Source organism: Sinorhizobium sp. 7-81, assembly GCF_030124405.1.
Classification (GTDB): domain Bacteria; phylum Pseudomonadota; class Alphaproteobacteria; order Rhizobiales; family Rhizobiaceae; genus Sinorhizobium; species Sinorhizobium psoraleae.
The window spans coordinates 123965-143432 of record NZ_JASKLT010000002.1 but is presented as its reverse complement, the minus strand read 5'-3'; the positions used below and the strand labels follow the sequence as shown (position 1 = coordinate 143432).

The window sequence follows — 19468 nt, the reverse complement described above, 5'->3', positions numbered from 1 at the left end:
TGCAAGCAAGTCACAGCGGGAGGGAGAGCTTCCAATGAGCGCTTCGAGCACCACGATCGACCACGACACCATCCGCAACTGGGCCGAGGCCCGCAACGGCCATCCGGCACGCGTCAAAGGCGCAACCGACGGCGGTCTTTTGCGCATCGACTTCGGCACACCGGAAGAAACGCTGGAGAAAATCTCGTGGGATGAGTTCTTCGAGATCTTCGAAAAGAACAACCTGGCCTTTCTCCACCAGGACCTGACCGATGACGGACAGACCAGCCGCTTCTGCAAGTTCATCCATCGCCATTGAAGCCGTAGCTCCAACCGATCTCCGGCCGGGTTCTGGCCTCGCGCCATGGAACCGTTGCGTTGCGAGACAGTTTCTCCTTAACCGCAGGGAAGGAATTGCCGATGCCGATCAGCAAGGCGACGGATGTCGACAAGTTGAAGAGCGAGCGACGTCAAGAACCGGCCGCCGCCCGAAAGGTCAAGCCGGAAGAAATACGCAAGCTTGGCATGAGCAGAGACGACGAAGACCTGCGGGACCGGGAGTCGCTTTTTTGGCGCGGCATCTGGATGACCGTGTTTTAGCGCAATACCAGAAATCCGTGTAACGGTTCCCCGTCCGCAAGTGATCGTGAGCTGAGAAAGCGCACAAAGAATGCGACCGGATCGTGGGCGATGATCCGTGCACCGAAGTCGCCTCAATGGCTGCCCTATTATTCCACAGCCAGCAACTGCTCGATCTCCTGCAGGCGCGATTTCAGGCGCTGGATTTCGTCCCGTTTCTCCGCAACCACGTCCTTCGCCGTCTCCAGCCTGTCGGCACCTGGCACAGTTCCGACCGCCGTGTGGGCCTCCGTCGCGATCGCGTCGATTTCGGTCTCGAGTTCGGCGATGCGGTTGCGCAACTCATCGAGCTGGCTCCGGACGCTTTGGTCGGGATTGTTGCGAGAACCCGCGCCCCAGGCATCGATCGGTTCGTCGACGCCGGGAGGGTCGAGCGGGCGGGCATGGATCAAGCTCGATCCTGGTTTTCCGCGTTTCGTCATTGGCTGATCTCCCGTAGGGCTCCAAACTCCTGATCGCGGCGGTTGTTCCGCAGGATTCCCGTGGCCGCAGACTTTTCGCCGACCGGCTGGAACTTCTGCCCACAACGGCCGTTTTTGCTGGAGCTGAATTGGGAGGGTTCTATGCGCTCGGAGGAAAACCTGCAGCTTCATTTCGATCTCCTGAGCCACCGGGCGCTGCTTTCGTGCGGCGACCGGGACTACGTGCTGCCGGACAGCTATCCTACCAAGGAAATGGCCCGACTGGCCGCGCAGAAATTCGCATGGGAAACGCTCGGCCTAAAAGATCGAACCCGCGAATTCACCCAGGCCTCGGATCTGCCAGTCTGGTTGCGCTAAAGCAAATTCCAGTAAGGCGTGCAACGGTCTTTACGTTCGGAAACGCGTAAGTTCAAAGGGTTGGATCATGAGGTGGAGACTTCTTTCAAAAGAGGCATCGGAGGAGATATTCATCCTTGTGCTGGACCCCGGGGAGGAAGCTTTCGCCGCCATCTCCGAGTTCGCCGCAACCCAGAAGATCTCCGCGGCCTCACTGATCGCGATCGGCGCGTTCGAGAAAGCCGTCGTAGGCTGGTATGACCTGGAAAAGCGAGACTACCGCCGGATCGTCGTCGACGAGCAAAGCGAAGTGTTGAGCCTGATCGGCGACATTGCGCTTGGAGAGGACGGGAAACGCAGTCTGCACGCCCATGTCGTGCTGGGGCTCAGCGATGGGACAACGCGCGGTGGCCATTTCCTCGAAGGGACCGTCAAGCCCACTCTCGAAGTGACATTGTCGGAGACACCTGCGCATCTTCGGCGCAAGCACCATCCCGACCTTGGAATTGCCCTTATAGACGTCTGAATCCTGTTCAAGGGGCCGCGCGTTGCCAGCGTGTTACCACCGGACCTTCGGTGCCGAAGACCGGGTCGAGTTGGGGCAGCGGCACCGAAGCGATCGCTTCACGATCGGCGTCGGTCGCCGGCCCGCGCTGAATGTCTGCGTGCTGCCCGGGAGGATAGCCGCCTATCACCAGGAAATCGGCGCTTGCGGTGATCCGGCGATGACCGGTGCCGGCAGGTAGCACGATCACATCTCCCGCCGTTACCTCCAGTTCCTTGCCCGTCGGTCCGCCGATCAGGAGGCGTGCCTTGCCTCGGGCGATGGCCAAGACTTCGTGGGCGCGCGTATGATAGTGCTGAAAGTCGAAAACACCGTCGCGCCACATGCCTCTCCAGCCGTTGGCATGAAACCTGTCCTCGATGCCGGCTGCATTGTTTTCCCCGGCGTCGAGTGCGCCGTGGTAGACGAGGGCGGGCAGGTGCGGGTTGTTCGGCACGCCCCCGCTTTCGGCAAACATCAGCTCCTCGATATGCATCGGCTCCCTCCCGGAACGATTTTCGTCCGCTTCCGTTGGACATATGGCGTCGTGCGTCTCTTCAGAGGCATGAAGGCCGCTATGACACATTGAACTGCTGCATGTTTTTACCCTCGAATCGGCTCGGATTTAAGGAAACCTACAGCAGGTTACCAAGGGAGAAACCGTGATGAGCAAGGAGAGCAAGAAGAAGAAGTGGTCGCAGGAAGTGACCGAGAAGAGCGATGCGCTTGACCTTGAGGAAGGTATCTTCAAGTCCGACGATCCGGCGAAGATCGCGCATTCGCTGAAGCGGTCGGCCGAGGCGAGCGATCGGCGGAAATCCACTCCTTTCCGCTCTGCCATGTCGATGCTGACGTTCTATATAAACAGAGCCGGTGCGGGTCTGAGCCGCCGCCAGAGACACGTCCTCGAAAAGGCGAAGGTCGAATTGCGAAAAGATTTCGGGCGCGAGCCCAGGTAAGGGGAGCCTTCAATGCCTTACAAGCTCTATTACTGGGACGGCATTCCCGGACGCGGCGAATTCGTTCGCCTCGCGCTCGAGGAAGCCGGAGCGGATTATGTGGACGTCGCCCGCGAGCCCGACGGGCAGGAGCGGGGCACAAGGGCGATGCTGAAGTTGCTGAGAGACGGCGACGGAGAGACGATCCCCTTTGCGCCCCCGTTTCTGAAGGATGGTGACCTCCTCATATCGCATGTCGCCAATATCCTGTTCTATCTCGGCCCGAAGCTCGGCCTGGCACCCCAGGACGAAGGTCTCCGCTTCGTTGCCAACGGGCTGCAGCTGACGATCACCGATTTCGTCGCCGAGATCCACGACACACACCACCCGATCGGCGTATCGCTCTATTATGAAGATCAGAAGCCGGAAGCCTTGCGGCGATCGTCCGACTTCCTGTCGGAGCGCCTGCCGAAGTTCCTCGGCTATTTCGAGCGGGTCCTGCGCCAGAATCCGAGGGCTGGGACGCATATAATCGGCGACCGCCTGAGCTATGTCGATCTTTCGCTCTTCCAAGTTGTCGAGGGGCTTCGCTACGCCTTTCCGAAGGCAATGCGGGACTACGAAGCGAATATCCCGGGCTTGATCGCTCTGCGCGATGCCGTCGCGGAACGGCCGAACATCCGCAGCTATCTCGCCTCCGATCGACGGCTCTCCTTCAATGAGGCCGGTATTTTCCGCCTCTATCCGGAGCTCGACCGACAGTCATAGACGGCGCTGCTTCCGTCTTTCGTGTTCAGCTTCATAGACGGCGACCTTCGTCAAATCCTCGACGAAGCGTGCACGTTGCGCTGCCGCATCCGATCCATCCCGGATCCTGAGAAGATAGGACGGATGGATCGTCACCAGGACGGGATAGCCGGCCGGGGTGTCGATCAGGTCGCCGCGATTTTTCGTGACAGCTACGCTCCGGCCAAGCAGCGTCATCACCGCCGTGGCGCCGAGTGCAACGACGAGGTCCGGTCGAAGCTGTTCCAGTTCCGCGCCGAGCCACCAGGCGCAACGCTGGATCTCGCCCGCGTTGGGGCGGGAATGCAACCGCCGCTTGCCGCGCTGCTCGAACTTGAAGTGCTTGACCGCATTGGTGAGATAACAGCTCGATCGGTCGACGCCGGCCTCGTGCAGACATTCGTCGAGGACCCGGCCGGCCGGACCGACGAAGGGATGCCCCGCCAGGTCCTCCCGGTCGCCCGGTTGTTCGCCGACGAGAACGACGCGGGCGTCGATAGGGCCTTCGCCGAAGACGAGCTGTGTTGCGTTTTTGTAAAGATCGCAGCGTTCGCAACCTTCCGCTTGCCTCCGCAAGGCCGCTATCGAGCGGGCTTCGGCGTGGTCGCCAGAGAGGGCCGGACCGGTGCTTGCTGTTTCTCGCGGCATCTGCTGTCGAGGATTGTTCCTCGCTCCCATCGACGCCCAAAAGCGATAGCGCGTCGAAGTTCTAACCCGAAGATCGAAATCATGTTCCGTCGGGCTTACACTCGTGCGACGGCGGCAACGATGCCCGGCCCAGGCAGTTCGCCCGCTGTCGCTGCGCGCTCACCGGACATGGTAAAAATCGGCTGACCGATGATAGGGGGCACTGCTCCTGCTTCGTCGGTGAGATTGATCCGCAGCTGCAGAACGGAACTGCCGAACTGCCAGTCGACGGCGACGAGCCCGTCGTCGGTCTGACGTATGCGGTGGTCGGGCAGACCGGGCTTCTCCAGCAAAGGGGCGATATGCCGCTGACGGATGTCGGCAAGCTCGCGGATGAAGGCGACATGCCGTCTGCCCGCCGGGCTTTCCGCCCGGTCCCATTGCAATTTCGATGAGGCGAATGTCCGCGGGTCGAGCGGATCGGGCAAATCCGCCATGGTCGCGCCATGCGGCATGCCGCCGAAATTCTCGGCCTCCCGCTGGCGTCCGGAGCGAATGGCCTCGGCGATCTGGCCCTGATAGTCCGCGAAGAAGCAAAACGGTTGGGTCTCACCATATTCCTCGCCCATGAAAAGAAGCGGAACTTGCGGAACGAGCATCAGCGTCGCGGTCAGAACCCGCATCAGATCCTCGCCGGCAAGCGAGGCGAGCCGCTCGCCGAAGGCGCGGTTTCCGACCTGGTCATGGTTCTGCAGGAAATTGACGCGTGCCTGCGGCGGCACCCGGTCGCCCGTCCAGGGCGACGAAATCTCCTTTCCCTCGGCGGGTGACGCGAAACCTTCGGCCATGGCCTCGCGAATTTTCCGCCACGTGTCCACGGCAAAGGGTTGGTAGTGGCCCTTGGTTTCTCCCGTCGCCGCGACATGCAGTGCGTTGTGAAGATCATCGTTCCACGCGGCGGTGAAGAGTTCGGGAGTCCCTCTCGATTTTCTCCCGACAAGGCTTCTGCGGCGGTGTGCATCTTCGACGACGAGATGGACGTGGCGCTCGGGAAATGTCTCGCGTATCTCGCGCGCCATTTCGACCAGGATATGTGGCTCGCGGCTGTCTCTGATCTGCTCCGTCGCATCGAGGCGCAGCCCATCGAAGCGGAAATCGCCGAGCCAATAGAGCGCATTCTCGATGAAATAGCGCCGGACGGCATCCTGTTCGACGGCGATCGAGGCTCCCCACGGCGTCGCCCGATCCGTGTTGAAGAAGTCCGCCGCGTAGCGCGGCAAGGCATTTTCTTCCGGGCCGAAGTGGTTGTAGACGACATCCAGCAGAACCATGATGCCGAGCGAATGCGCCGCATCGACGAGGGCCTTCAGGTCGTCCGGTGTCCCATAGGCATGGTGGGGCGCATAATGTAGCACGCCGTCATAGCCCCAGCCGCGCATGCCTGGATATTGGGCGACGGGCATGATCTCGATCGCGGTAATTCCGGCATCGGCAAGATGAGCGAGGCGTTCGCCTGCCGCGCGGAACGTGCCCCCCGGCGTGAAGGTGCCGGTGTGCAGCTCGCATATGATCGCTTCTCCCCATGGCCGGCCGCGCCAGGATGCGGTCTCCCAACGATATGCGCAGTGATCGATGAGGATGGAAGGACCGGAAGGTCCGCTCTGCTGGGCTGACGATGCCGGGTCTGCGATCAGCGACCCGTCCGATAGCTGAAAACAGTATCGGTCCCCGGCTTGCGCTTTCACCGAAAGCTCGAACCATCCGCCGTCGATCGCCTGCATGTCATGGGCAGCCCCGTTGAGAATGAGGCTCACGGCCCGTTCGTCGGGTGCCCACAATCGGAATCGTGCGGCATCGGCCGAAGTGAAACTGGCGCCCCAGGTTTTTCTGAAAAGTCCGGACGATTGCTCTCGCTGCATCGGCTCTGGTCCCCTGTTGAGTGCAGGGAAACTGGTCGGCTCCGGCGAAAGTTCCACCCTCTCTGTCTCACCGGCCAAAAGCGCCGGTAGGAACAATTTCTCTTCTTCCGCGTTGCACCATCGCTTTCGAACGGGCGCGGGAGGGATGATAACGGCAATGAACGTATCTTTCTCCGAACTCAATTTTCTGAAACCCGAACTCGGTGCCGAGTACACCGGCGAGGGCACGCACTTCGCGGTCTTTTCGGCCCATGCGGAGAAGATCGAACTCTGCCTGTTCTCCGAGGATGGCAGCCGGGAAACGGCACGTTTGCCGCTGCCCAAGCGCGAGGGCGATGTCTGGTCGGGTTATATCGAAGGCATCGGTCCGGGCACGCTCTACGGTTATCGCGCCCATGGCCCCTATGACCCGCACAACGGCCATCGGTTCAATCCGAACAAGCTGCTGCTCGACCCCTATGCCAAGCAGGTTGCCGGCACCTTCGTCTGGGACGATGCGCTGTTCGGTTACACGATCGACGGCACGGGAAACGACCTCTCCTTCGACGAGCGCGACAGCGGGCCCTTCATGGTCAAGGGCGTCATCCAGGACCCCGCTTTCGACTGGGCCGGCGAGGAAGCGATCCGCCGCCCGTGGACGGATACGATCATCTACGAAACCCATGTTCGCGGCATGACCATGACCCATCCGGCCGTGCCGGAGGACTTGCGCGGCACGTTCATTGGCATGGCGAGCGACCCGATCATCGACCATCTGACGAAACTCGGCGTCTCGGCCATCGAACTCTTGCCGGTCCAGTATTTCCTCGACGACCGCTATTTGATCGAACGCGGTCTCAGGAATTACTGGGGGTATCAGACGCTCGGCTTCTTCGCTCCGCAAACGCGTTACATGAAGAGCAATCGGATCACCGAATTCAAGACAATGGTGAAGCGGTTTCATGCCGCCGGCATCGAAGTCCTGATGGATGTCGTCTACAACCACACGGCCGAGGGCTCCGAGCACGGCCCGACCTTGAGTTTCCGCGGCCTCGACAACCTCAGCTATTACCGGCAATCGCCGGAAAAGCCGCGTCATACCTTCGACATGACCGGCACCGGCAACACGCTCAACGTCGCGCATCCGATGGTGCTGCGCATGGTGCTCGACAGCCTGCGCTACTGGGTGCAGGTCATGCACATCGACGGCTTCCGGTTCGATCTCGCGAGTGCGCTCGGTCGCGAGGACATTGAGTTCGACCGGGAAGGCGGCTTCTTTGACGCAATCAGGCAGGATCCGATTCTCGCCGGAGTGAAGCTCATTGCCGAGCCCTGGGATATCGGCGCGGGCGGGTACCAGCTCGGCGGCTTCCCGCATCCGTTCCGCGAATGGAACGACCGCTTCCGCGACGATGTCCGGCGGTTCTGGAAGGGGGATGGCGGCATGGTGCCGACGCTTGCCGAGCGCATCGCGGGCTCGCCGGTGCAGTTCAATCATTCCGATCGCGGTGCGACCGCGTCGATCAACCTCGTCAGCGCGCATGACGGCTTCACGCTGACGGACACCGTTTCCTACAACGACAGGCACAATGAGGCAAACGGCGAGGAGAACCGCGACGGACACTCCGAGAACCATTCTGACAATATGGGCGTCGAAGGTCCCACCGACGACGAGGGGATCAGGAACGCACGCGCACGCCGGCGCCGCGCCATGTTTGCCACCATGATGCTCAGCCAGGGCGTGCCAATGGTCCTTGGCGGCGACGAGCTCGGAAATAGCCAGGGCGGCAACAACAACGCCTATTGTCAGGACAACGAAATCGGCTGGCTCGACTGGGCGTCCGAGGATGAGACCTTCCTGACCTTCTGCCGAAAGATGGTGGCGTTCCGCAAGGACAATCCGGCCTTGTGCCAGGAGCGGTTTCTGCGCGGCGAACCAGGTGACGACGGTCACGTCGAAATCGCCTGGTACAGGATTGACGGCCATCCGATGGACGAGGAAGCATGGCATGATGGGGAACTGCGTATCGTCGGGGTCTATATCAGCCGCAATGGCGTCGCCGAGACGACGCCGAACGGTCTCTTTCTGGCTTTCAATGCCGGTGCCGATTGCGAGATCTCACTTCCCCGTGTGAATGGAACGGAGCAATGGCAGCGCGTGCTTGATACCGCCAGTCTCGATGCGGCCAGTGATGGGCCCGCACTTGTTCGCGCGGCGCAAGATCGGGCGCTTGTCGCTGCGCAAAGCGTCGCAGCGTTCATTTCGGCGGACCATGGCTAGAAACGGCGAGCCCGCGCTGGAGGAAAACGGGCTCGTTTACGTCAGCGACACCGAGCCCGGCATCAGGCGCCAACGTAAAGGCAGGGGCTTCGTCTATCGTCTGCCGGACGGTTCGGTGCTTTCCGATCCCGCGGTGAAAGCGCGCATATCGTCTCTGGGCCTGCCGCCGGCTTACGAGAACGTCTGGATCTGCCTGGATGAAAGCGGCCACCTTCAGGCGACCGGCTATGACGCGCGCGGCCGAAAGCAATATCGCTACCACAAGGAATGGCAGGCGCTCAGAAGCGGCGACAAGTTCGGACAGCTTCTGACGTTCGGAAAGGTGCTGCCGAGGATCCGCCGCACGATCCGGCGCCACATGCAGGGCGCACCCGACGACGTCCGCACCGTTCTGGCGGCGCTGGTGGCCCTGCTCGATGAAGCTCACCTGCGTGTCGGCAGTCCGGCATACGTGCAGGCGAATGCAACCTATGGCGCGACGACCTTGCTCAAGCGCCACCTCAAGCTTTCCGATGGCTGCGTCCAACTGAGCTTCACCAGCAAAGGCGGCAAGCGGGTGAGGCGGAGACTTCGTCATCCGAGATTGCAGCGGCTGCTCGAAGAGATTTCGGACTTGCCCGGCCGGCAGCTTTTTGTCTGGAAGGATGAGACCGGCACGGTGCGGTCCATCGATTCGGGGCGCCTCAACCGTTATCTCGCCGAAATATCGGGAGCGGAGATTTCTGCGAAAACATTCCGGACCTGGGCGGGAAGCGTCGCGGCATTTACCGTCGCGCGTGCCGCTGTGGAGAGGGGGGAACGGCCAACCGTCAAGCAGATGAGCGAGGCTGCCGCATCGGTCCTGCACAACACGCCGGCCATCGCGCGCGCGAGCTACATCCATCCGGAAATCATTGCGCTTGCCGGTGACGGTTCGGTTTCAGCCAGGAACCTCGACCCGCGCGGCCGTGCGAACAAAGAATTACGCGCCGAAGAGGCACGCATGTTGAATTTTCTGACCCGCGCCGGGCGATCGAAGCGCCGGAAACCGAACTGAATCACCGACCTTCGCAACGCAGTCAGAGGTCGCGATCGGTGTCGCCGATTGGCCGAGGTGCCGCGCCTTTCGTCGGCTGGACCCGAATATTGTTCTGCACATGCGTAACGCCTGAAACGTCATCGGCACAATCTTCGGCCCGGCGCTTGGCCCACTTGGAATCGACGAAACCGCTGAGTTGCACCTCGCCATTCAACACGGAGACCTCGATGTTGGAGGCGTCGAGCGCGCCGTCGTCGCTGAGCCGGTCGCTCACGTCTTCGTGGATACGGCTGTCGGAACGAGTGTAACCCTTGGGCCCTTTGCCGCGATGCTGATCCATCTCGCGTCGCCGCTCGGCCTCCTCGTCGCCGAACCAGGAGGCAACTTCGTCTCTCGCTCGATCAACGAAGCCACGCTGCCGCCTCTCTTCCGAAGGCGCTCCGTGGCCGCGGTAAGGGCGTTGCCCACTATAGCCGTAGCCGGAGCCATAATAGTCGCTAAACGCCCGTTCCCTGTTCCACCGGTCATAGTCCTCGTCCGTGCCGCGATAACGCTCCGAGCGGCGGGGTTCGGGATCCGGAAAATACATGGAATTTTCGTACTCCGCGCCGCGTGGAGCTTCGCCGAAGCGTTCGCGCGCGCGTCGCCGCTCGCGCTCATAGTCGTCGGGTGCGCCATACCGATCCCGCTCCCTTTCGTGGGACCGGTCAAAATCCTTTTTCCTCGCCATCGGTTCCTCCTTGCGCTCGTTCCTCGTGCCAATGCGATCCCAACGGCTGAGGGGCGGATCGGTTCCAGGTTTCCACGGCGGGTCGATCCGCAGTCGTTCTCGAGAGGCCCGGCCTTATCCAAGGCCCTGGACCGCGATCGGCAGGCGAGGGAGACGCCCCGCGGTCCGCGATGCGGATGACGTGTGGAACATTCATGGTCGACCGGGATTTTCAATGAAACCCGAGGCCGGGCTTCAGACCCGCATTCAGGAACGTGCCCGCATTCAGGAATGGAGCGAAAAAATGCCGAATCCGCGCCAACCGGAGCCAAAACCACCGTCACCGCAGCCACCACCGCCCTGGAGCCCCGAACCGCCGATCGAGGAGCCGGATCCCGACCGCCTTCCCGACGAAGTGCCGGACCCCAATCCGGACGAAAATCCGGAGCCCCTCAAACATTTCCAAACGCGCCGCAATGGGTGGAACAATTGAGCGGTCGCACCGTTTGAATTCTGCCATCGACAGAGTTCAGCGGTGAGGAAGAAGGGACATGGACAACAACGACAGGGAAGAACTTATCCGGCGCAGAGCCTATGCGATCTGGGAAAAGGAAGGTCGCCCCGAGGGCCAGGATCAGAGGCACTGGGAACAGGCGTCGCGCGAGATGCAGCGCGAGGAAAACCGGTCGAGTACCGGCGAAAAGCAGGATCTCGAAACCGAGGGAACAACGCACGCGACCTCAACGCCGGCGTCGCCCCCCTCTGAGGGCAAGATCCGAAAAGCCGGACCGGCGGGGCGGTAGCCGCGCGAAAACCGCCGGCGGGAACGCCTGGTCGGTTGCAATCAAGAATTCACAAGGAGCAAGACCATGCACGTATCGGAAATCATGACCAGAGACGTTCATCTTGTCAGCCCGAACGAGACCATCACCGAGGTCGCAAAGCAAATGGCTGAGAACGATATCGGCTTTCTGCCCGTGGGAGATCACGACCGCCTGGTCGGCATGATAACGGACAGAGACATCGTTGTTCGGGGCGTCGCAGACGGCCTCGATCTCCAGTCGAAAGTAGGAGACATCATGACCACCGATGTCAAATACTGCTTCGAGGACGAGGAAGTGGATGACGTCGCGCGCAACATGGGCGATGTCCAGGTTCGGCGCCTGCCTGTAGTCGACCGCGACAAGCGATTGGTCGGCGTCGTATCGCTCGCCGATGCTGCCCGCGAGCAGCCCGCGATTGCCGGCACCGGTCTTAAAGGCGTGACGGTTCCCGGCGGCGCTCACAACCAGTCCGAACGAAGCGGCTAAAACACACGCGATCGCGTCCGGTCTATTCTTCGGTACGGGTCAGCCCGCTTTGGTCGCAGTCAGAGCGCAAGGCGGAACAAAAGGCATGCCTTGCGCTTTTCTTGCAACGAAGGAGTCCGGAGATGCCAGCGAAGCAATACAGCGGCGGCAACGGCGTAGACCCGCGTCGAGCGCAACCAGGCTCGCGTGAAGCGAGGCATGCGGGCAGATCGCCGAGAACAGGAAAGCCCCAAGAGTCCCGGAAGGAAGAGGCTTGGAAGGCGGCGGAACTTGGCCTGCCCGAGGCGGAAGACAGGGCCTCGGTGAGCGAACATGTCGCCGATGCCGGCGACGCCGTTGGCTGGACGCCAAGCACGAGTGATGAAGAGGCCGCACGGGCAGATCCGCCGCAGCCGCGACCGCGCGACTATGGCGAAACCATACGCTCGGCGGTGAGATACGTGCCGGGACACGAACCTCGCGGCGACCAGGCGACGACTGAGAATGATGCGCAACAGGGCGACGACGGCACCGGCGGAGAAATGTGGAACCGCGTTCTTGGCGGCAACACCAATGCCGGCATGATCCGCTTTCTCGGAGCGATTGCGCTCTTCATCCTGATATTCGCGTCCCTGTTCTGGCTCTTCGCCGATTGATCGGCCGCCGCGGGATTTCTCAAGGCGAATCCCCTTTTGGGGATTTGCATGATTTCAGCGTTTACCACGCAGGAAAGGGACGACGTGCGAGCCCAGGTCAACACGGCCGGCACCAAGGCCGCGGCGGCTCCCATGTGGCAAACCGGGAAGTAGAACCCGGCAAATCTCCACTGACGCCTTTGCGACTCCTTCTCATCGAACGGAACATAATTGACGCTTGCCGGTTCCGGGGGTGTTGAAATCCGTGCGGCGCTTAAGGGCGCCCGAAGGAGAAGAGAGATGCCTGCAAAATCAAAAGCACAGCAAAAGGCTGCAGGTGCCGCGCTTGCCGCCAAGCGGGGAGAAAAGAAGAAGAGCGAGCTCAAGGAGGCTTCGAAAAGCATGGAAAAATCCATGACCGAAAAGGAGCTCGAGGAAATGGCGTCGACCAAGCGAAAGGGCAAGAAGGAGCACGTTTCGAAGTCTTGAGAGGCGACGGGTACCCGTCGGCACGAGCCGAAGTTTGCAGCACTGACGGTTGACGCTTTGGCGATCCGCCAAACTCCACTGCGCAGGGGCCTTCCACCGGAATGTGCCTCGACCGGTATGGATTTGCGCCAAAATGGTGATCGACTCCAATGGGTTACGAAGCCTGCGGACAAAAACCGCATCAAACTTTTCCCATCCGGCTCTGGCGGTTTACATGGCGAACCGGGCACAATACGTTATCCTGAGATCCTCGCCACGACGAAGGACAGGCGGATGAGCGAAACCAGAGCACCCGAGGGTGCGAACGTAGACAAGGCTATCGACGAGCGGATCGCGTCGCTCATGGCGAAGATACAGAAGGAAGCTGCGCCGGAGCGGCTGCTGGAACTCGCTCGGCAACTGCAGCAAGCGCTGAATGCGCGCAGGCGCTGAGCGGATGTTCATTTCCAGCTGCGGTTAATTCAACGGATTTCCATGCATTTGAACCATCAATTCTTCGCGGGCGCGGCTGAGCCTGCTTTTGATGGTGCCGATCGCGCAATCACATATGTCGGCCGCTTCCTTGTAGCTCATGCCGAAACCGGCGACGAGGACAAGGACCTCGCGGTGCTCGGGGGTCAGTGACGCCAAAGCGTTGCGGAGCTCGCCATTGAGGACGGACCATTCCTGCGGCGGAGCCATCGGAATCGGCAACTCCGCGCAATTGGTGTTCCCAGGGCTCTCGCGCGTTCGGATCTTGTATTGCGTCCGGAAAGCGTTGCGCATGATCGTGAACAGCCAGGACTTCAGGCTGGTGCCCGGTTCAAATTGATCGATGCTTCTCAGTGCACGAAACAGGGTTTCCTGCACGAGGTCATCCGCCTCGAAGGGTACCGATGTGAACGTCCGGGCGAACGCCCGCAGAGCAGGAATCAGATCGACGACCTGCTCCTCTACGTGATGCGATTGGTGAAGCACATGGATGTCGGTGGCAGGCATATCGAATACCGCCCTTTTGCACGAACAGAACATAGGTAACGTCGGACAATGCCTGGCTTGCCTTTTGGTTCCCTCGCGCCGTGGATGATATTTAAGGGCCGGTGGGACGCCCCGTTACCTGGCTGCCTGGTTCTTCAAAGTACAGCCGATCGTCTCTCCGCGCGGCTCTCGTGCCGCCGCAGATTCGGCAGTGGTATTGCAGACCTCTAAAATGCCTCTGTCTGGTGCGATCCTTCGACTGGCTGGGGCAGATGCCTGCTTTCCTTCGTGAAGGTTGGCCCGAGGCGGGCATTTGCCCGCCAAAGGAGGATATGCAATGGACAAGCTTCCAAGAGTCATCGCCGCGTCGCTGCTTGGGCTCGCATCCGCGACTGTATCGCCGCTCATCTCGGCGAGTGTGGACAGCGATTCAAGCAATGCCTACGCCGACAACGGTGTCATTCTCATACCGGGAGGAACGCGAGACAGCAGCAACGACAGCAGTGGTCGTGAGGACGGTACCGGTGGAGGCGGCGGCCCTGAGGACGGTACCGGCGGCGGTGGTGGGCCAGAGGATACTGGCAGTGGAGGTGGAGGGGACGACGGTGCCGGCACCGGCGGCACATCGGGCAGCGGCGGTTGAGGACAGCCAGTTCTAACCTGATGACTGCCTAAAGGGGGTCTAAAGAGGTCCTTCTTGTCGATGGACCTCTTTTTGCGCCGTTCGTCGAAGCGGGGTGACGAGGTTACCGCTTACAATCGGCTCCAGAGACGTTCTTCCTTTGCACACGCGCACAGGGCTGCCTCGGCTGGCACACGGCGGCGAAACAAGCCACAACCGGAGAGGTCACGACTTGGACCGAGCACGAGCGGACCGGGAACCATTTGCGTTGCCGCTGGTTGGGAGGGTCCCTTACGGAAGGAGTATATCATGAATAAATTTGCCATGATGATTGCTGCTGTGCTGCTGACGGCCGGTTCGTCGGCGATTGCCCAGACAACGGTCGTGTTGCCCGGCGAGGTCAGGACCTACGTGTTGGAACAGAATACGCCGTCCATTCAATATGAGGGCGAGATCGTCGTTGGACAGCCGGTGCCCGAAGTGGTGGAGGTTTACCCGATTCCTGACCAGCCTGAGTACGGCTACGCAGTCGTCAACGAAAAGCGGGTCATTGTGAACCCGAAGACGAAGACCGTCGTGCAGGTTCTTGAATAACGAACGGGCCCCTGCCAGCGCGAAAAGATCGGAAAGCGGAGCATGGAAAACATCGAGTTTCGGCTAGCCGCCCACCGCGAAATCCTCGTGGCTGTCCTTTCGGCACTGGCAAAAAATGACGATGCCTGGCTGGTGATCAATCGCATCCTGGAAGAAGAACTGATCGTGCAGGATCATGAGGAAGATCCGGGGATAGTGCCGTCCGAAGCCTTTGCGCGACAGAACGCGGTGACGGCGGAAATTTCATCCATTCTCCAGGACGCCAGCGCACGCGCGGCGGCGGAAACTGCCGCCGCTGCGCCGAAAAGCGATCGTTGATAAGACGAAATAGCCTGCCATGGGCGGGAACTGCTCTCTCTGTGGTGCGTTAAGGATGCATTGCGGCAAAGCCCGCGCACGTCCATACCAGCAGAAGGAGAGCATCGTGCGGCAACGATCGAAGAAGAAGCGTCAGAGATTCCAGCGGCCGCCTGAGAATCCGAATCCGAAGAAGACGCGAAGAAATACATGGCAACCCCAGGTCATCGTTCCCTATCGCGTAGATCTCACACTCAAGAAGTCGGCAGATGAGGAAGTCAGGGTGCCCGCATCCATCAATGGCAGGAGTCTCATCAATGGCCGCCCATGAAGACAAAGCGATACGCGTGCGGGACGTGATGTCCAGACTGGTCTTCACCGTTTCACCGAGCGACACGGCGCAGTCGGTTGCGCGGTTGATGGAAGAGGCAGGCGTTGGCGCCCTGCCAGTCGAGGCCCCGGGCGTCGGAACGATCCTTGGGATCGTCACGGACCGAGACATCCTTACCTCGGTGGTTGCCCAGGGACTGTCGACATCGACGGCCGTGTTCGAGTTCATGACGGTTTCGGCCGAATCCTGCGAGGAAGACGACAGCATCCTGCTGGCCGCGCAAAAGATGCATGATTACAAAATACGCCGCCTTGTCGTCGTTGATGAAAAAAAGCGCGCAGCCGGCATCGTTTCGCTGGCAGATATCACGCGGGCGAGCCCGGAACTCGGTGGCCTCGTACTGGGTGGAATAAGCCGCCAGGCATCCCAGTCCCCTCCGCTTGAAGGAGTTTCCTAATGCCAACTCTGACGCAGGATCGCCTGTGGAGTGAAGCAGTCATCCTGGAGGCGCCGAGCCGCGTGCTGCGGGTGCAAAGCACGCGCGACGCCTACCTATGCCTCAAGAACCACTGGCCGCTCGTAGAAGGCGAGGCAAAAAGCGAGGCATTGGCCGTATGCGACCGCGTGATCGAGGGAGCTGACGAACCCGATGCGGCACGAGCCGCATTCATCAAGGCGGCTGAGGAAGCACAATTCCGTGTCAATAGCTGGACCGGTTCCTGATATTTAGCTGGTGCCGGCGAAGCATCGCCGGCAAACTTATCATATGCGGCCGGATCGCCGTCGGGTTGCATCGATCCAGAATCATGTGACCCGCATCCCGACGTGTCGCGATTTCAAACGCGCGCAAACTGTTCGAACTTTTCGTTGCGCCGTTATCAGAGGAATGGCTTGCCTCCGGTCACTGCGATCGTTGCGCCGGACACGTAGCTCGACATCGGATCCGCCAGCATCACGAAGGTCGACGCCAGTTCCACCGGCTGGCCGGGGCGCTTCATCGGTACCTGCTTGCCGAAATTGACGACCGAATCTTCCGGAAGGGTGGAAGGAATCAGCGGCGTCCAGATTGGGCCCGGAGCCACGACATTCGCGCGTATGCCCCGCTCTGCCAGCAACTGCGCCAGCCCGGCCGTGAAGTTGTGGAGCGCACCCTTGGTGGTGGCGTAAGCAAGCAGGGTCGGATTGGGGCTGTCGGCATTGATGGAGGCAGTATTTATAATCGCACTGCCTTCATGCATATGCGGCACCGCCGCCTTGGTCAGGTAGAAAATCGCATGGATGTTGACCTTGAAAGTCAGTTCCCATTCTTCGTCGGTTATGTCTTCGATCGCCTTGAATGCCGCCTGGTGAGCAGCGTTGTTGACGAGAATATCTATACCACCGAGCTCTTCCACTGCCGTATCGACGATGCGCCGGCAATGATCGGAGGACTGGATGTCGCCCGCTACCAGCACGGCCTTGCGCCCGGCTTCTTCGACGAGCGCCTTCGTCGCTTGCGCGTCTTCGTGCTCGCTCAGATAGGAGATCAGAACGTCCGCGCCCTCTCGGGCATAGGCGATCGCCACGGCCCTGCCGATGCCGCTATCGCCGCCGGTTATGATCGCCTTCTTTCCCTTCAGCCGGCCCGAGCCCTTGTAGGAATTCTCCCCATGATCCGGTAATGGCTCCATTCGATCCGTCGTTCCGGGCATGGCCTGGGGTTGCCGCGCAAAGGGAGGGTGAGGGAAGGTATCCATTTCCGAAGACTCCGTGTGAACAAGGCGGCTTTCGCAGTTCCGCCTTCGTGTTGTGTGGGGTCTAACCGAGGGCCGGACGCTTTTGTTCCGGACGTATTCCGCTCGCGGTTGTCCCGTGTATCGTCGGAACCGATTGCACCGGGAGGCGTTTCCTCACTTCGGGACGATTGGCAATGAAACCGCGCACGATTCTCACAGGTATTGTCTTTCTGACGGCAGCGGCTCTCGCTTTGCTGATCTATGATGCCGCCGATCGCAATCCTGCCGAGCAAGACGGCACACGCCTTCCCGCCACGACCGATTGATCGCTTGAGGATCGTCCGAGGGGTTTCCGTCGGGGAACTTCCTATCCGGGCTGGCGTTGACCCATCAGGAACCCTCAGGAGGAAATGATGAAAGACACTGAAAAGCGGCGCAAGGGCGTCCCCGGCAATACCGCCGGACAGAGACCCATCGAGAAGGATAGTGATTTGCATCCGCGCTCGAAGAAGCAGCCCGTCGAGCCGGACGATCTCGCTAACCATCGCGCCATGCGGGAAGCCGTGCACTCGAAGAGAGATGATTATCTCGTGGAGTCCGATCTCGAGGAAGCGGACCAACGCTATCCGACCCCGGGCATGAAAGACCAGGAATAAGGAGTAGAACGATGGCAGCGCCGAAATCGCTGAAAGCCGGCTTCACCGGCAGGCCGGCGGAACCCGATCTGAAAACGAGGGCTCAGGATGCCGCACGCTACGTCCGCGACGAGGCGGCGGTGGTTGCCGGGACCGCGCGCGAGCATCCGGCCGCGCTCAGTAGCACGCTGCTCGTGGTCGCGACCCTCGCATTCGTCGCGGGCTTCGTCATGGGCGGTACATCGGCCGCTCCTGCGCGAAGCCAGCGGTTCTGGTCGTGGTGAATATGGAGTGCGCAAGCTTTTCCTGACCGATCGGGAACAAATTGCCGCGCTTCCGGTTTATCTGTCGGACCGCGTGGAAAAAGTCCCCTCTCCGCAAGCCCCTACGGATCCGCGCGATCCCAAACGACAGTGCAGATCGGGCTCCATCGATTTGATGGGGCCCTATTTTTTGGACAAGTTCTTGCTGGCAACGCGGGAGCGATGATCTTGAAAACCGGGAACGATTTGCAGGCGCTGTGGTTTCGTCACCGAAGATAAACGTGGAGAGCAATGATGAAAACGCCGAAACCGGGTGCGCCCGGCACAACGGAACAATCGCCGCGCTGGGAAGGGCCGAAGGAGACGAAGCCGAGGGGCTACCTTCCCGCCAAGGATAATCCCGAGCGGGACAGGGATGCGGTCGGGGAAAATCTGAAGGACCCCCATCGCGGCAAGCTGTCGGACGCGGGCAAGACCAAGGGCGATTAGAGCAGTTCCAGGAAAAGCATCGGCGGATATTTCGCGTCGAGCACGGTAGCGATCGCGTGTCGGTGGCCTCATTTTTCTTTGCTCACTGAGAAGCAGCACATCATTCGAAGCAATTAGCCTTGACTAATCAATTAGCGCACGCTATTGATATCGCCATGACCGAAGCCACTCATATCAACGCCGTCATGCGCGCCCTTGCCGATCCCACACGGCGGGCCGTGTTTGAGCAGGTCGTCAACTCCGGCGAGATCACCGTCGTCGATCTGACGCGAGGGAGCGGCGTGACGCAGGGTGCTGTTTCTCAACACCTCAAGGCCCTGAAGCAGGCCGGTCTGGTGGCCGAGCGCCCCGAAGGCCGAAAAGTCTATTACCGCGCCCAGCCGGACGGCCTCGCGCCGCTGGTCGACTGGATGAGCCATTACGGCGTCTTCTGGCGCGAACGCTTTGCAGATCTCAGAACATTGCTGAAGGAAATTGATCCATGAACGACGCCGCATTGAAACTCGACGTGCAAGACATAGTGGTCGACGAGGTTTTCCCGCATACGCCGGAGACGATCTGGAACACGCTGACCACAGCCAATTTGATGGGCCGGTGGCTGATGATGCCGACCGGCTTCGAGCCCGTGGAAGGCAAGCGCTTTACTTATCAGACCACGCCGGCCGGCGCGTGGGACGGCACCATTCACTGCCAGGTGCTGGAGGTGAAGCCGAACGAACGTTTGGCCTATGCCTGGAGAGGCGGGCATGAGGGAAACGTCGGATACGGCTCACCGCTCGACACCGTGGTCACGTTCATCCTTTCCAAGGTCGAAAACGGCACGCGCCTCCGCCTCGTCCATTCCGGCTTCATCCTGCCGAAGAACGACACGGCGTTCAGGAAGATGGGCGAAGGCTGGAAGAAGGTAGTCCAGAACATTGGCGCTATCGCCGGCGGGAAGGACTGACGCGACGGAAATCGCCGTGGCCAATGCAG

At 60.8% G+C, this 19468-nt stretch carries 32 protein-coding genes; 25 read left to right on the top strand and 7 right to left on the bottom strand.

Features of this window, described 5'->3' with window-relative positions:
* The first annotated feature begins 34 nt into the window (after positions 1-34).
* Entirely contained in the window at positions 35-298 is a 264-nt protein-coding gene (locus QN224_RS08005) for a hypothetical protein (protein ID WP_173511673.1), read from the top strand.
* 101 nt (positions 299-399) lie between these two features.
* Positions 400-579 (top strand): hypothetical protein, encoded by a 180-nt coding sequence (locus QN224_RS08000; RefSeq protein WP_283976212.1) that lies wholly within the window; start codon positions 400-402, stop codon positions 577-579.
* Between the two features lie 128 nt (positions 580-707).
* Here QN224_RS08000 and QN224_RS07995 read toward each other — a convergent pair whose 3' ends face one another.
* Complete coding sequence (locus tag QN224_RS07995; protein WP_283976211.1) at positions 708-1040, bottom strand: hypothetical protein; 333 nt, start codon at positions 1038-1040, stop codon at positions 708-710.
* A 60-nt stretch (positions 1041-1100) separates the two neighbouring features.
* Here QN224_RS07995 and QN224_RS07990 point away from each other — a divergent pair, with 60 nt between their 5' ends.
* Positions 1101-1397 (top strand): hypothetical protein, encoded by a 297-nt coding sequence (locus tag QN224_RS07990; protein ID WP_283976210.1) that lies wholly within the window; start codon positions 1101-1103, stop codon positions 1395-1397.
* Between the two features lie 67 nt (positions 1398-1464).
* Positions 1465-1902: a DNA-binding protein gene (locus QN224_RS07985; protein ID WP_283976209.1), complete on the top strand. Its 438-nt coding sequence runs from the start codon at positions 1465-1467 to the stop codon at positions 1900-1902.
* 7 nt (positions 1903-1909) lie between these two features.
* Here QN224_RS07985 and QN224_RS07980 read toward each other — a convergent pair whose 3' ends face one another.
* On the bottom strand, positions 1910-2416 hold the full coding sequence (locus QN224_RS07980; protein ID WP_283976208.1) for a cupin domain-containing protein: 507 nt from the start codon (positions 2414-2416) through the stop codon (positions 1910-1912).
* Positions 2417-2585: 169 nt separating this feature from the next.
* On the opposite strand from QN224_RS07980, the gene QN224_RS07975 reads away from it, so the two are divergent.
* Together QN224_RS07975 and QN224_RS07970 are read left to right on the top strand one after the other, a co-directional pair.
* Complete coding sequence (locus tag QN224_RS07975) at positions 2586-2879, top strand: DUF3175 domain-containing protein (protein ID WP_173511667.1); 294 nt, start codon at positions 2586-2588, stop codon at positions 2877-2879.
* A gap of 12 nt (positions 2880-2891) precedes the next feature.
* Complete coding sequence (locus tag QN224_RS07970) at positions 2892-3626, top strand: glutathione S-transferase (protein ID WP_283976207.1); 735 nt, start codon at positions 2892-2894, stop codon at positions 3624-3626.
* Here the strand turns inward: QN224_RS07970 and QN224_RS07965 are convergent.
* Both QN224_RS07965 and treZ read right to left on the bottom strand, forming a co-directional pair.
* The gene (locus QN224_RS07965; protein WP_283976206.1) at positions 3621-4322 is read right to left on the bottom strand and encodes a UdgX family uracil-DNA binding protein; all 702 of its coding nucleotides are present in this window, start codon (positions 4320-4322) and stop codon (positions 3621-3623) included. The genes QN224_RS07970 and QN224_RS07965 overlap by 6 nt on opposite strands.
* Before the next feature lie 65 nt (positions 4323-4387).
* Positions 4388-6190 carry a malto-oligosyltrehalose trehalohydrolase gene (gene treZ / locus QN224_RS07960; RefSeq protein WP_283976205.1) on the bottom strand — a complete coding sequence of 601 codons (1803 nt, stop codon included), beginning with the start codon at positions 6188-6190 and terminating at the stop codon, positions 4388-4390.
* 157 nt (positions 6191-6347) lie between these two features.
* Here treZ and glgX point away from each other — a divergent pair, with 157 nt between their 5' ends.
* On the top strand, positions 6348-8450 hold the full coding sequence (glgX, locus tag QN224_RS07955; protein ID WP_283976204.1) for a glycogen debranching protein GlgX: 2103 nt from the start codon (positions 6348-6350) through the stop codon (positions 8448-8450).
* Positions 8443-9486 carry a DNA topoisomerase IB gene (locus tag QN224_RS07950; RefSeq protein WP_173511662.1) on the top strand — a complete coding sequence of 348 codons (1044 nt, stop codon included), beginning with the start codon at positions 8443-8445 and terminating at the stop codon, positions 9484-9486. The genes glgX and QN224_RS07950 overlap by 8 nt, the downstream gene beginning before the upstream one ends.
* 22 nt (positions 9487-9508) lie before the next feature.
* On the opposite strand, the gene QN224_RS07945 is transcribed toward QN224_RS07950, so the two are convergent.
* Entirely contained in the window at positions 9509-10198 is a 690-nt protein-coding gene (locus QN224_RS07945) for a BON domain-containing protein (protein ID WP_173511661.1), read from the bottom strand.
* A 283-nt stretch (positions 10199-10481) separates the two neighbouring features.
* Between QN224_RS07945 and QN224_RS07940 the strand changes: the two genes are divergently transcribed.
* The 6 genes from QN224_RS07940 to QN224_RS07915 all read left to right on the top strand — a co-directional run bounded on the left by QN224_RS07940 (position 10482) and on the right by QN224_RS07915 (position 13022).
* The gene (locus tag QN224_RS07940; protein WP_283976899.1) at positions 10482-10670 is read left to right on the top strand and encodes a hypothetical protein; all 189 of its coding nucleotides are present in this window, start codon (positions 10482-10484) and stop codon (positions 10668-10670) included.
* 58 nt (positions 10671-10728) lie between these two features.
* The gene (locus QN224_RS07935; protein ID WP_283976203.1) at positions 10729-10980 is read left to right on the top strand and encodes a DUF2934 domain-containing protein; all 252 of its coding nucleotides are present in this window, start codon (positions 10729-10731) and stop codon (positions 10978-10980) included.
* A gap of 66 nt (positions 10981-11046) precedes the next feature.
* On the top strand, positions 11047-11487 hold the full coding sequence (locus QN224_RS07930) for a CBS domain-containing protein (RefSeq protein ID WP_173511659.1): 441 nt from the start codon (positions 11047-11049) through the stop codon (positions 11485-11487).
* Positions 11488-11609: 122 nt separating this feature from the next.
* On the top strand, positions 11610-12122 hold the full coding sequence (locus tag QN224_RS07925; protein ID WP_283976202.1) for a hypothetical protein: 513 nt from the start codon (positions 11610-11612) through the stop codon (positions 12120-12122).
* A gap of 279 nt (positions 12123-12401) precedes the next feature.
* On the top strand, positions 12402-12590 hold the full coding sequence (locus QN224_RS07920) for a DUF3008 family protein (protein ID WP_173512469.1): 189 nt from the start codon (positions 12402-12404) through the stop codon (positions 12588-12590).
* A 273-nt stretch (positions 12591-12863) separates the two neighbouring features.
* Positions 12864-13022, top strand: a complete 159-nt coding sequence (locus QN224_RS07915) for a hypothetical protein (protein WP_173511658.1) — start codon at positions 12864-12866, stop codon at positions 13020-13022.
* A gap of 24 nt (positions 13023-13046) precedes the next feature.
* On the opposite strand, the gene QN224_RS07910 is transcribed toward QN224_RS07915, so the two are convergent.
* Positions 13047-13568, bottom strand: coding sequence for a sigma-70 family RNA polymerase sigma factor (locus tag QN224_RS07910; protein ID WP_283976201.1), 522 nt, complete (start codon positions 13566-13568; stop codon positions 13047-13049).
* A 316-nt stretch (positions 13569-13884) separates the two neighbouring features.
* Between QN224_RS07910 and QN224_RS07905 the strand changes: the two genes are divergently transcribed.
* From QN224_RS07905 to QN224_RS07885, 5 genes are all read left to right on the top strand, one after another.
* Positions 13885-14190, top strand: coding sequence for a hypothetical protein (locus QN224_RS07905; protein WP_173511656.1), 306 nt, complete (start codon positions 13885-13887; stop codon positions 14188-14190).
* A 288-nt stretch (positions 14191-14478) separates the two neighbouring features.
* Positions 14479-14763 (top strand): DUF1236 domain-containing protein, encoded by a 285-nt coding sequence (locus tag QN224_RS07900; protein ID WP_173511655.1) that lies wholly within the window; start codon positions 14479-14481, stop codon positions 14761-14763.
* Positions 14764-14805: 42 nt separating this feature from the next.
* The gene (locus tag QN224_RS07895) at positions 14806-15081 is read left to right on the top strand and encodes a hypothetical protein (protein WP_283976200.1); all 276 of its coding nucleotides are present in this window, start codon (positions 14806-14808) and stop codon (positions 15079-15081) included.
* A 296-nt stretch (positions 15082-15377) separates the two neighbouring features.
* The gene (locus QN224_RS07890; protein WP_269286723.1) at positions 15378-15848 is read left to right on the top strand and encodes a CBS domain-containing protein; all 471 of its coding nucleotides are present in this window, start codon (positions 15378-15380) and stop codon (positions 15846-15848) included.
* The gene (locus QN224_RS07885; protein WP_283976199.1) at positions 15848-16114 is read left to right on the top strand and encodes a DUF982 domain-containing protein; all 267 of its coding nucleotides are present in this window, start codon (positions 15848-15850) and stop codon (positions 16112-16114) included. The genes QN224_RS07890 and QN224_RS07885 overlap by 1 nt, the downstream gene beginning before the upstream one ends.
* Positions 16115-16269: 155 nt before the next feature.
* Here the strand turns inward: QN224_RS07885 and QN224_RS07880 are convergent, their stop codons facing one another.
* Complete coding sequence (locus QN224_RS07880; protein ID WP_173511651.1) at positions 16270-17127, bottom strand: SDR family oxidoreductase; 858 nt, start codon at positions 17125-17127, stop codon at positions 16270-16272.
* Positions 17128-17300: 173 nt separating this feature from the next.
* Here QN224_RS07880 and QN224_RS07875 point away from each other — a divergent pair, with 173 nt between their 5' ends.
* From QN224_RS07875 to QN224_RS07850, 6 genes are all read left to right on the top strand, one after another.
* Complete coding sequence (locus tag QN224_RS07875; RefSeq protein ID WP_269286728.1) at positions 17301-17432, top strand: hypothetical protein; 132 nt, start codon at positions 17301-17303, stop codon at positions 17430-17432.
* Positions 17433-17519: 87 nt separating this feature from the next.
* The gene (locus tag QN224_RS07870) at positions 17520-17762 is read left to right on the top strand and encodes a hypothetical protein (protein WP_173511650.1); all 243 of its coding nucleotides are present in this window, start codon (positions 17520-17522) and stop codon (positions 17760-17762) included.
* An 11-nt stretch (positions 17763-17773) separates the two neighbouring features.
* Positions 17774-18025, top strand: coding sequence for a hypothetical protein (locus QN224_RS07865; RefSeq protein WP_173511649.1), 252 nt, complete (start codon positions 17774-17776; stop codon positions 18023-18025).
* Between the two features lie 273 nt (positions 18026-18298).
* Complete coding sequence (locus QN224_RS07860) at positions 18299-18493, top strand: hypothetical protein (protein ID WP_173511648.1); 195 nt, start codon at positions 18299-18301, stop codon at positions 18491-18493.
* A gap of 155 nt (positions 18494-18648) precedes the next feature.
* Positions 18649-18978, top strand: a complete 330-nt coding sequence (locus tag QN224_RS07855) for a helix-turn-helix transcriptional regulator (RefSeq protein WP_173511647.1) — start codon at positions 18649-18651, stop codon at positions 18976-18978.
* A complete protein-coding gene (locus tag QN224_RS07850; RefSeq protein WP_283976198.1) occupies positions 18975-19439 on the top strand; it encodes an SRPBCC domain-containing protein in 465 nt (154 codons plus the stop codon). The genes QN224_RS07855 and QN224_RS07850 overlap by 4 nt, the downstream gene beginning before the upstream one ends.
* Positions 19440-19468: the final 29 nt, after the last annotated feature.

Excerpts from the sequence above, each read along its gene's own strand:
- QN224_RS08005 (WP_173511673.1), top strand. The coding sequence starts at position 35 with ATGAGCGCTTCGAGCACCACGATCGACCACGACACCATCCGCAACTGG.
- QN224_RS08000 (WP_283976212.1), top strand. The coding sequence starts at position 400 with ATGCCGATCAGCAAGGCGACGGATGTCGACAAGTTGAAGAGCGAGCGA.
- QN224_RS07995 (WP_283976211.1), bottom strand. The coding sequence starts at position 1,040 with ATGACGAAACGCGGAAAACCAGGATCGAGCTTGATCCATGCCCGCCCG.
- QN224_RS07985 (WP_283976209.1), top strand. The coding sequence starts at position 1,465 with ATGAGGTGGAGACTTCTTTCAAAAGAGGCATCGGAGGAGATATTCATC.
- QN224_RS07980 (WP_283976208.1), bottom strand. The coding sequence starts at position 2,416 with ATGCATATCGAGGAGCTGATGTTTGCCGAAAGCGGGGGCGTGCCGAAC.
- QN224_RS07975 (WP_173511667.1), top strand. The coding sequence starts at position 2,586 with ATGAGCAAGGAGAGCAAGAAGAAGAAGTGGTCGCAGGAAGTGACCGAG.
- QN224_RS07970 (WP_283976207.1), top strand. The coding sequence starts at position 2,892 with ATGCCTTACAAGCTCTATTACTGGGACGGCATTCCCGGACGCGGCGAA.
- QN224_RS07965 (WP_283976206.1), bottom strand. The coding sequence starts at position 4,322 with ATGGGAGCGAGGAACAATCCTCGACAGCAGATGCCGCGAGAAACAGCA.
- treZ (WP_283976205.1), bottom strand. The coding sequence starts at position 6,190 with ATGCAGCGAGAGCAATCGTCCGGACTTTTCAGAAAAACCTGGGGCGCC.
- glgX (WP_283976204.1), top strand. The coding sequence starts at position 6,348 with ATGAACGTATCTTTCTCCGAACTCAATTTTCTGAAACCCGAACTCGGT.
- QN224_RS07950 (WP_173511662.1), top strand. The coding sequence starts at position 8,443 with ATGGCTAGAAACGGCGAGCCCGCGCTGGAGGAAAACGGGCTCGTTTAC.
- QN224_RS07945 (WP_173511661.1), bottom strand. The coding sequence starts at position 10,198 with ATGGCGAGGAAAAAGGATTTTGACCGGTCCCACGAAAGGGAGCGGGAT.
- QN224_RS07940 (WP_283976899.1), top strand. The coding sequence starts at position 10,482 with ATGCCGAATCCGCGCCAACCGGAGCCAAAACCACCGTCACCGCAGCCA.
- QN224_RS07935 (WP_283976203.1), top strand. The coding sequence starts at position 10,729 with ATGGACAACAACGACAGGGAAGAACTTATCCGGCGCAGAGCCTATGCG.
- QN224_RS07930 (WP_173511659.1), top strand. The coding sequence starts at position 11,047 with ATGCACGTATCGGAAATCATGACCAGAGACGTTCATCTTGTCAGCCCG.
- QN224_RS07925 (WP_283976202.1), top strand. The coding sequence starts at position 11,610 with ATGCCAGCGAAGCAATACAGCGGCGGCAACGGCGTAGACCCGCGTCGA.
- QN224_RS07920 (WP_173512469.1), top strand. The coding sequence starts at position 12,402 with ATGCCTGCAAAATCAAAAGCACAGCAAAAGGCTGCAGGTGCCGCGCTT.
- QN224_RS07915 (WP_173511658.1), top strand. The coding sequence starts at position 12,864 with ATGAGCGAAACCAGAGCACCCGAGGGTGCGAACGTAGACAAGGCTATC.
- QN224_RS07910 (WP_283976201.1), bottom strand. The coding sequence starts at position 13,568 with ATGCCTGCCACCGACATCCATGTGCTTCACCAATCGCATCACGTAGAG.
- QN224_RS07905 (WP_173511656.1), top strand. The coding sequence starts at position 13,885 with ATGGACAAGCTTCCAAGAGTCATCGCCGCGTCGCTGCTTGGGCTCGCA.
- QN224_RS07900 (WP_173511655.1), top strand. The coding sequence starts at position 14,479 with ATGAATAAATTTGCCATGATGATTGCTGCTGTGCTGCTGACGGCCGGT.
- QN224_RS07895 (WP_283976200.1), top strand. The coding sequence starts at position 14,806 with ATGGAAAACATCGAGTTTCGGCTAGCCGCCCACCGCGAAATCCTCGTG.
- QN224_RS07890 (WP_269286723.1), top strand. The coding sequence starts at position 15,378 with ATGGCCGCCCATGAAGACAAAGCGATACGCGTGCGGGACGTGATGTCC.
- QN224_RS07885 (WP_283976199.1), top strand. The coding sequence starts at position 15,848 with ATGCCAACTCTGACGCAGGATCGCCTGTGGAGTGAAGCAGTCATCCTG.
- QN224_RS07880 (WP_173511651.1), bottom strand. The coding sequence starts at position 17,127 with ATGGATACCTTCCCTCACCCTCCCTTTGCGCGGCAACCCCAGGCCATG.
- QN224_RS07875 (WP_269286728.1), top strand. The coding sequence starts at position 17,301 with ATGAAACCGCGCACGATTCTCACAGGTATTGTCTTTCTGACGGCAGCG.
- QN224_RS07870 (WP_173511650.1), top strand. The coding sequence starts at position 17,520 with ATGAAAGACACTGAAAAGCGGCGCAAGGGCGTCCCCGGCAATACCGCC.
- QN224_RS07865 (WP_173511649.1), top strand. The coding sequence starts at position 17,774 with ATGGCAGCGCCGAAATCGCTGAAAGCCGGCTTCACCGGCAGGCCGGCG.
- QN224_RS07860 (WP_173511648.1), top strand. The coding sequence starts at position 18,299 with ATGAAAACGCCGAAACCGGGTGCGCCCGGCACAACGGAACAATCGCCG.
- QN224_RS07855 (WP_173511647.1), top strand. The coding sequence starts at position 18,649 with ATGACCGAAGCCACTCATATCAACGCCGTCATGCGCGCCCTTGCCGAT.
- QN224_RS07850 (WP_283976198.1), top strand. The coding sequence starts at position 18,975 with ATGAACGACGCCGCATTGAAACTCGACGTGCAAGACATAGTGGTCGAC.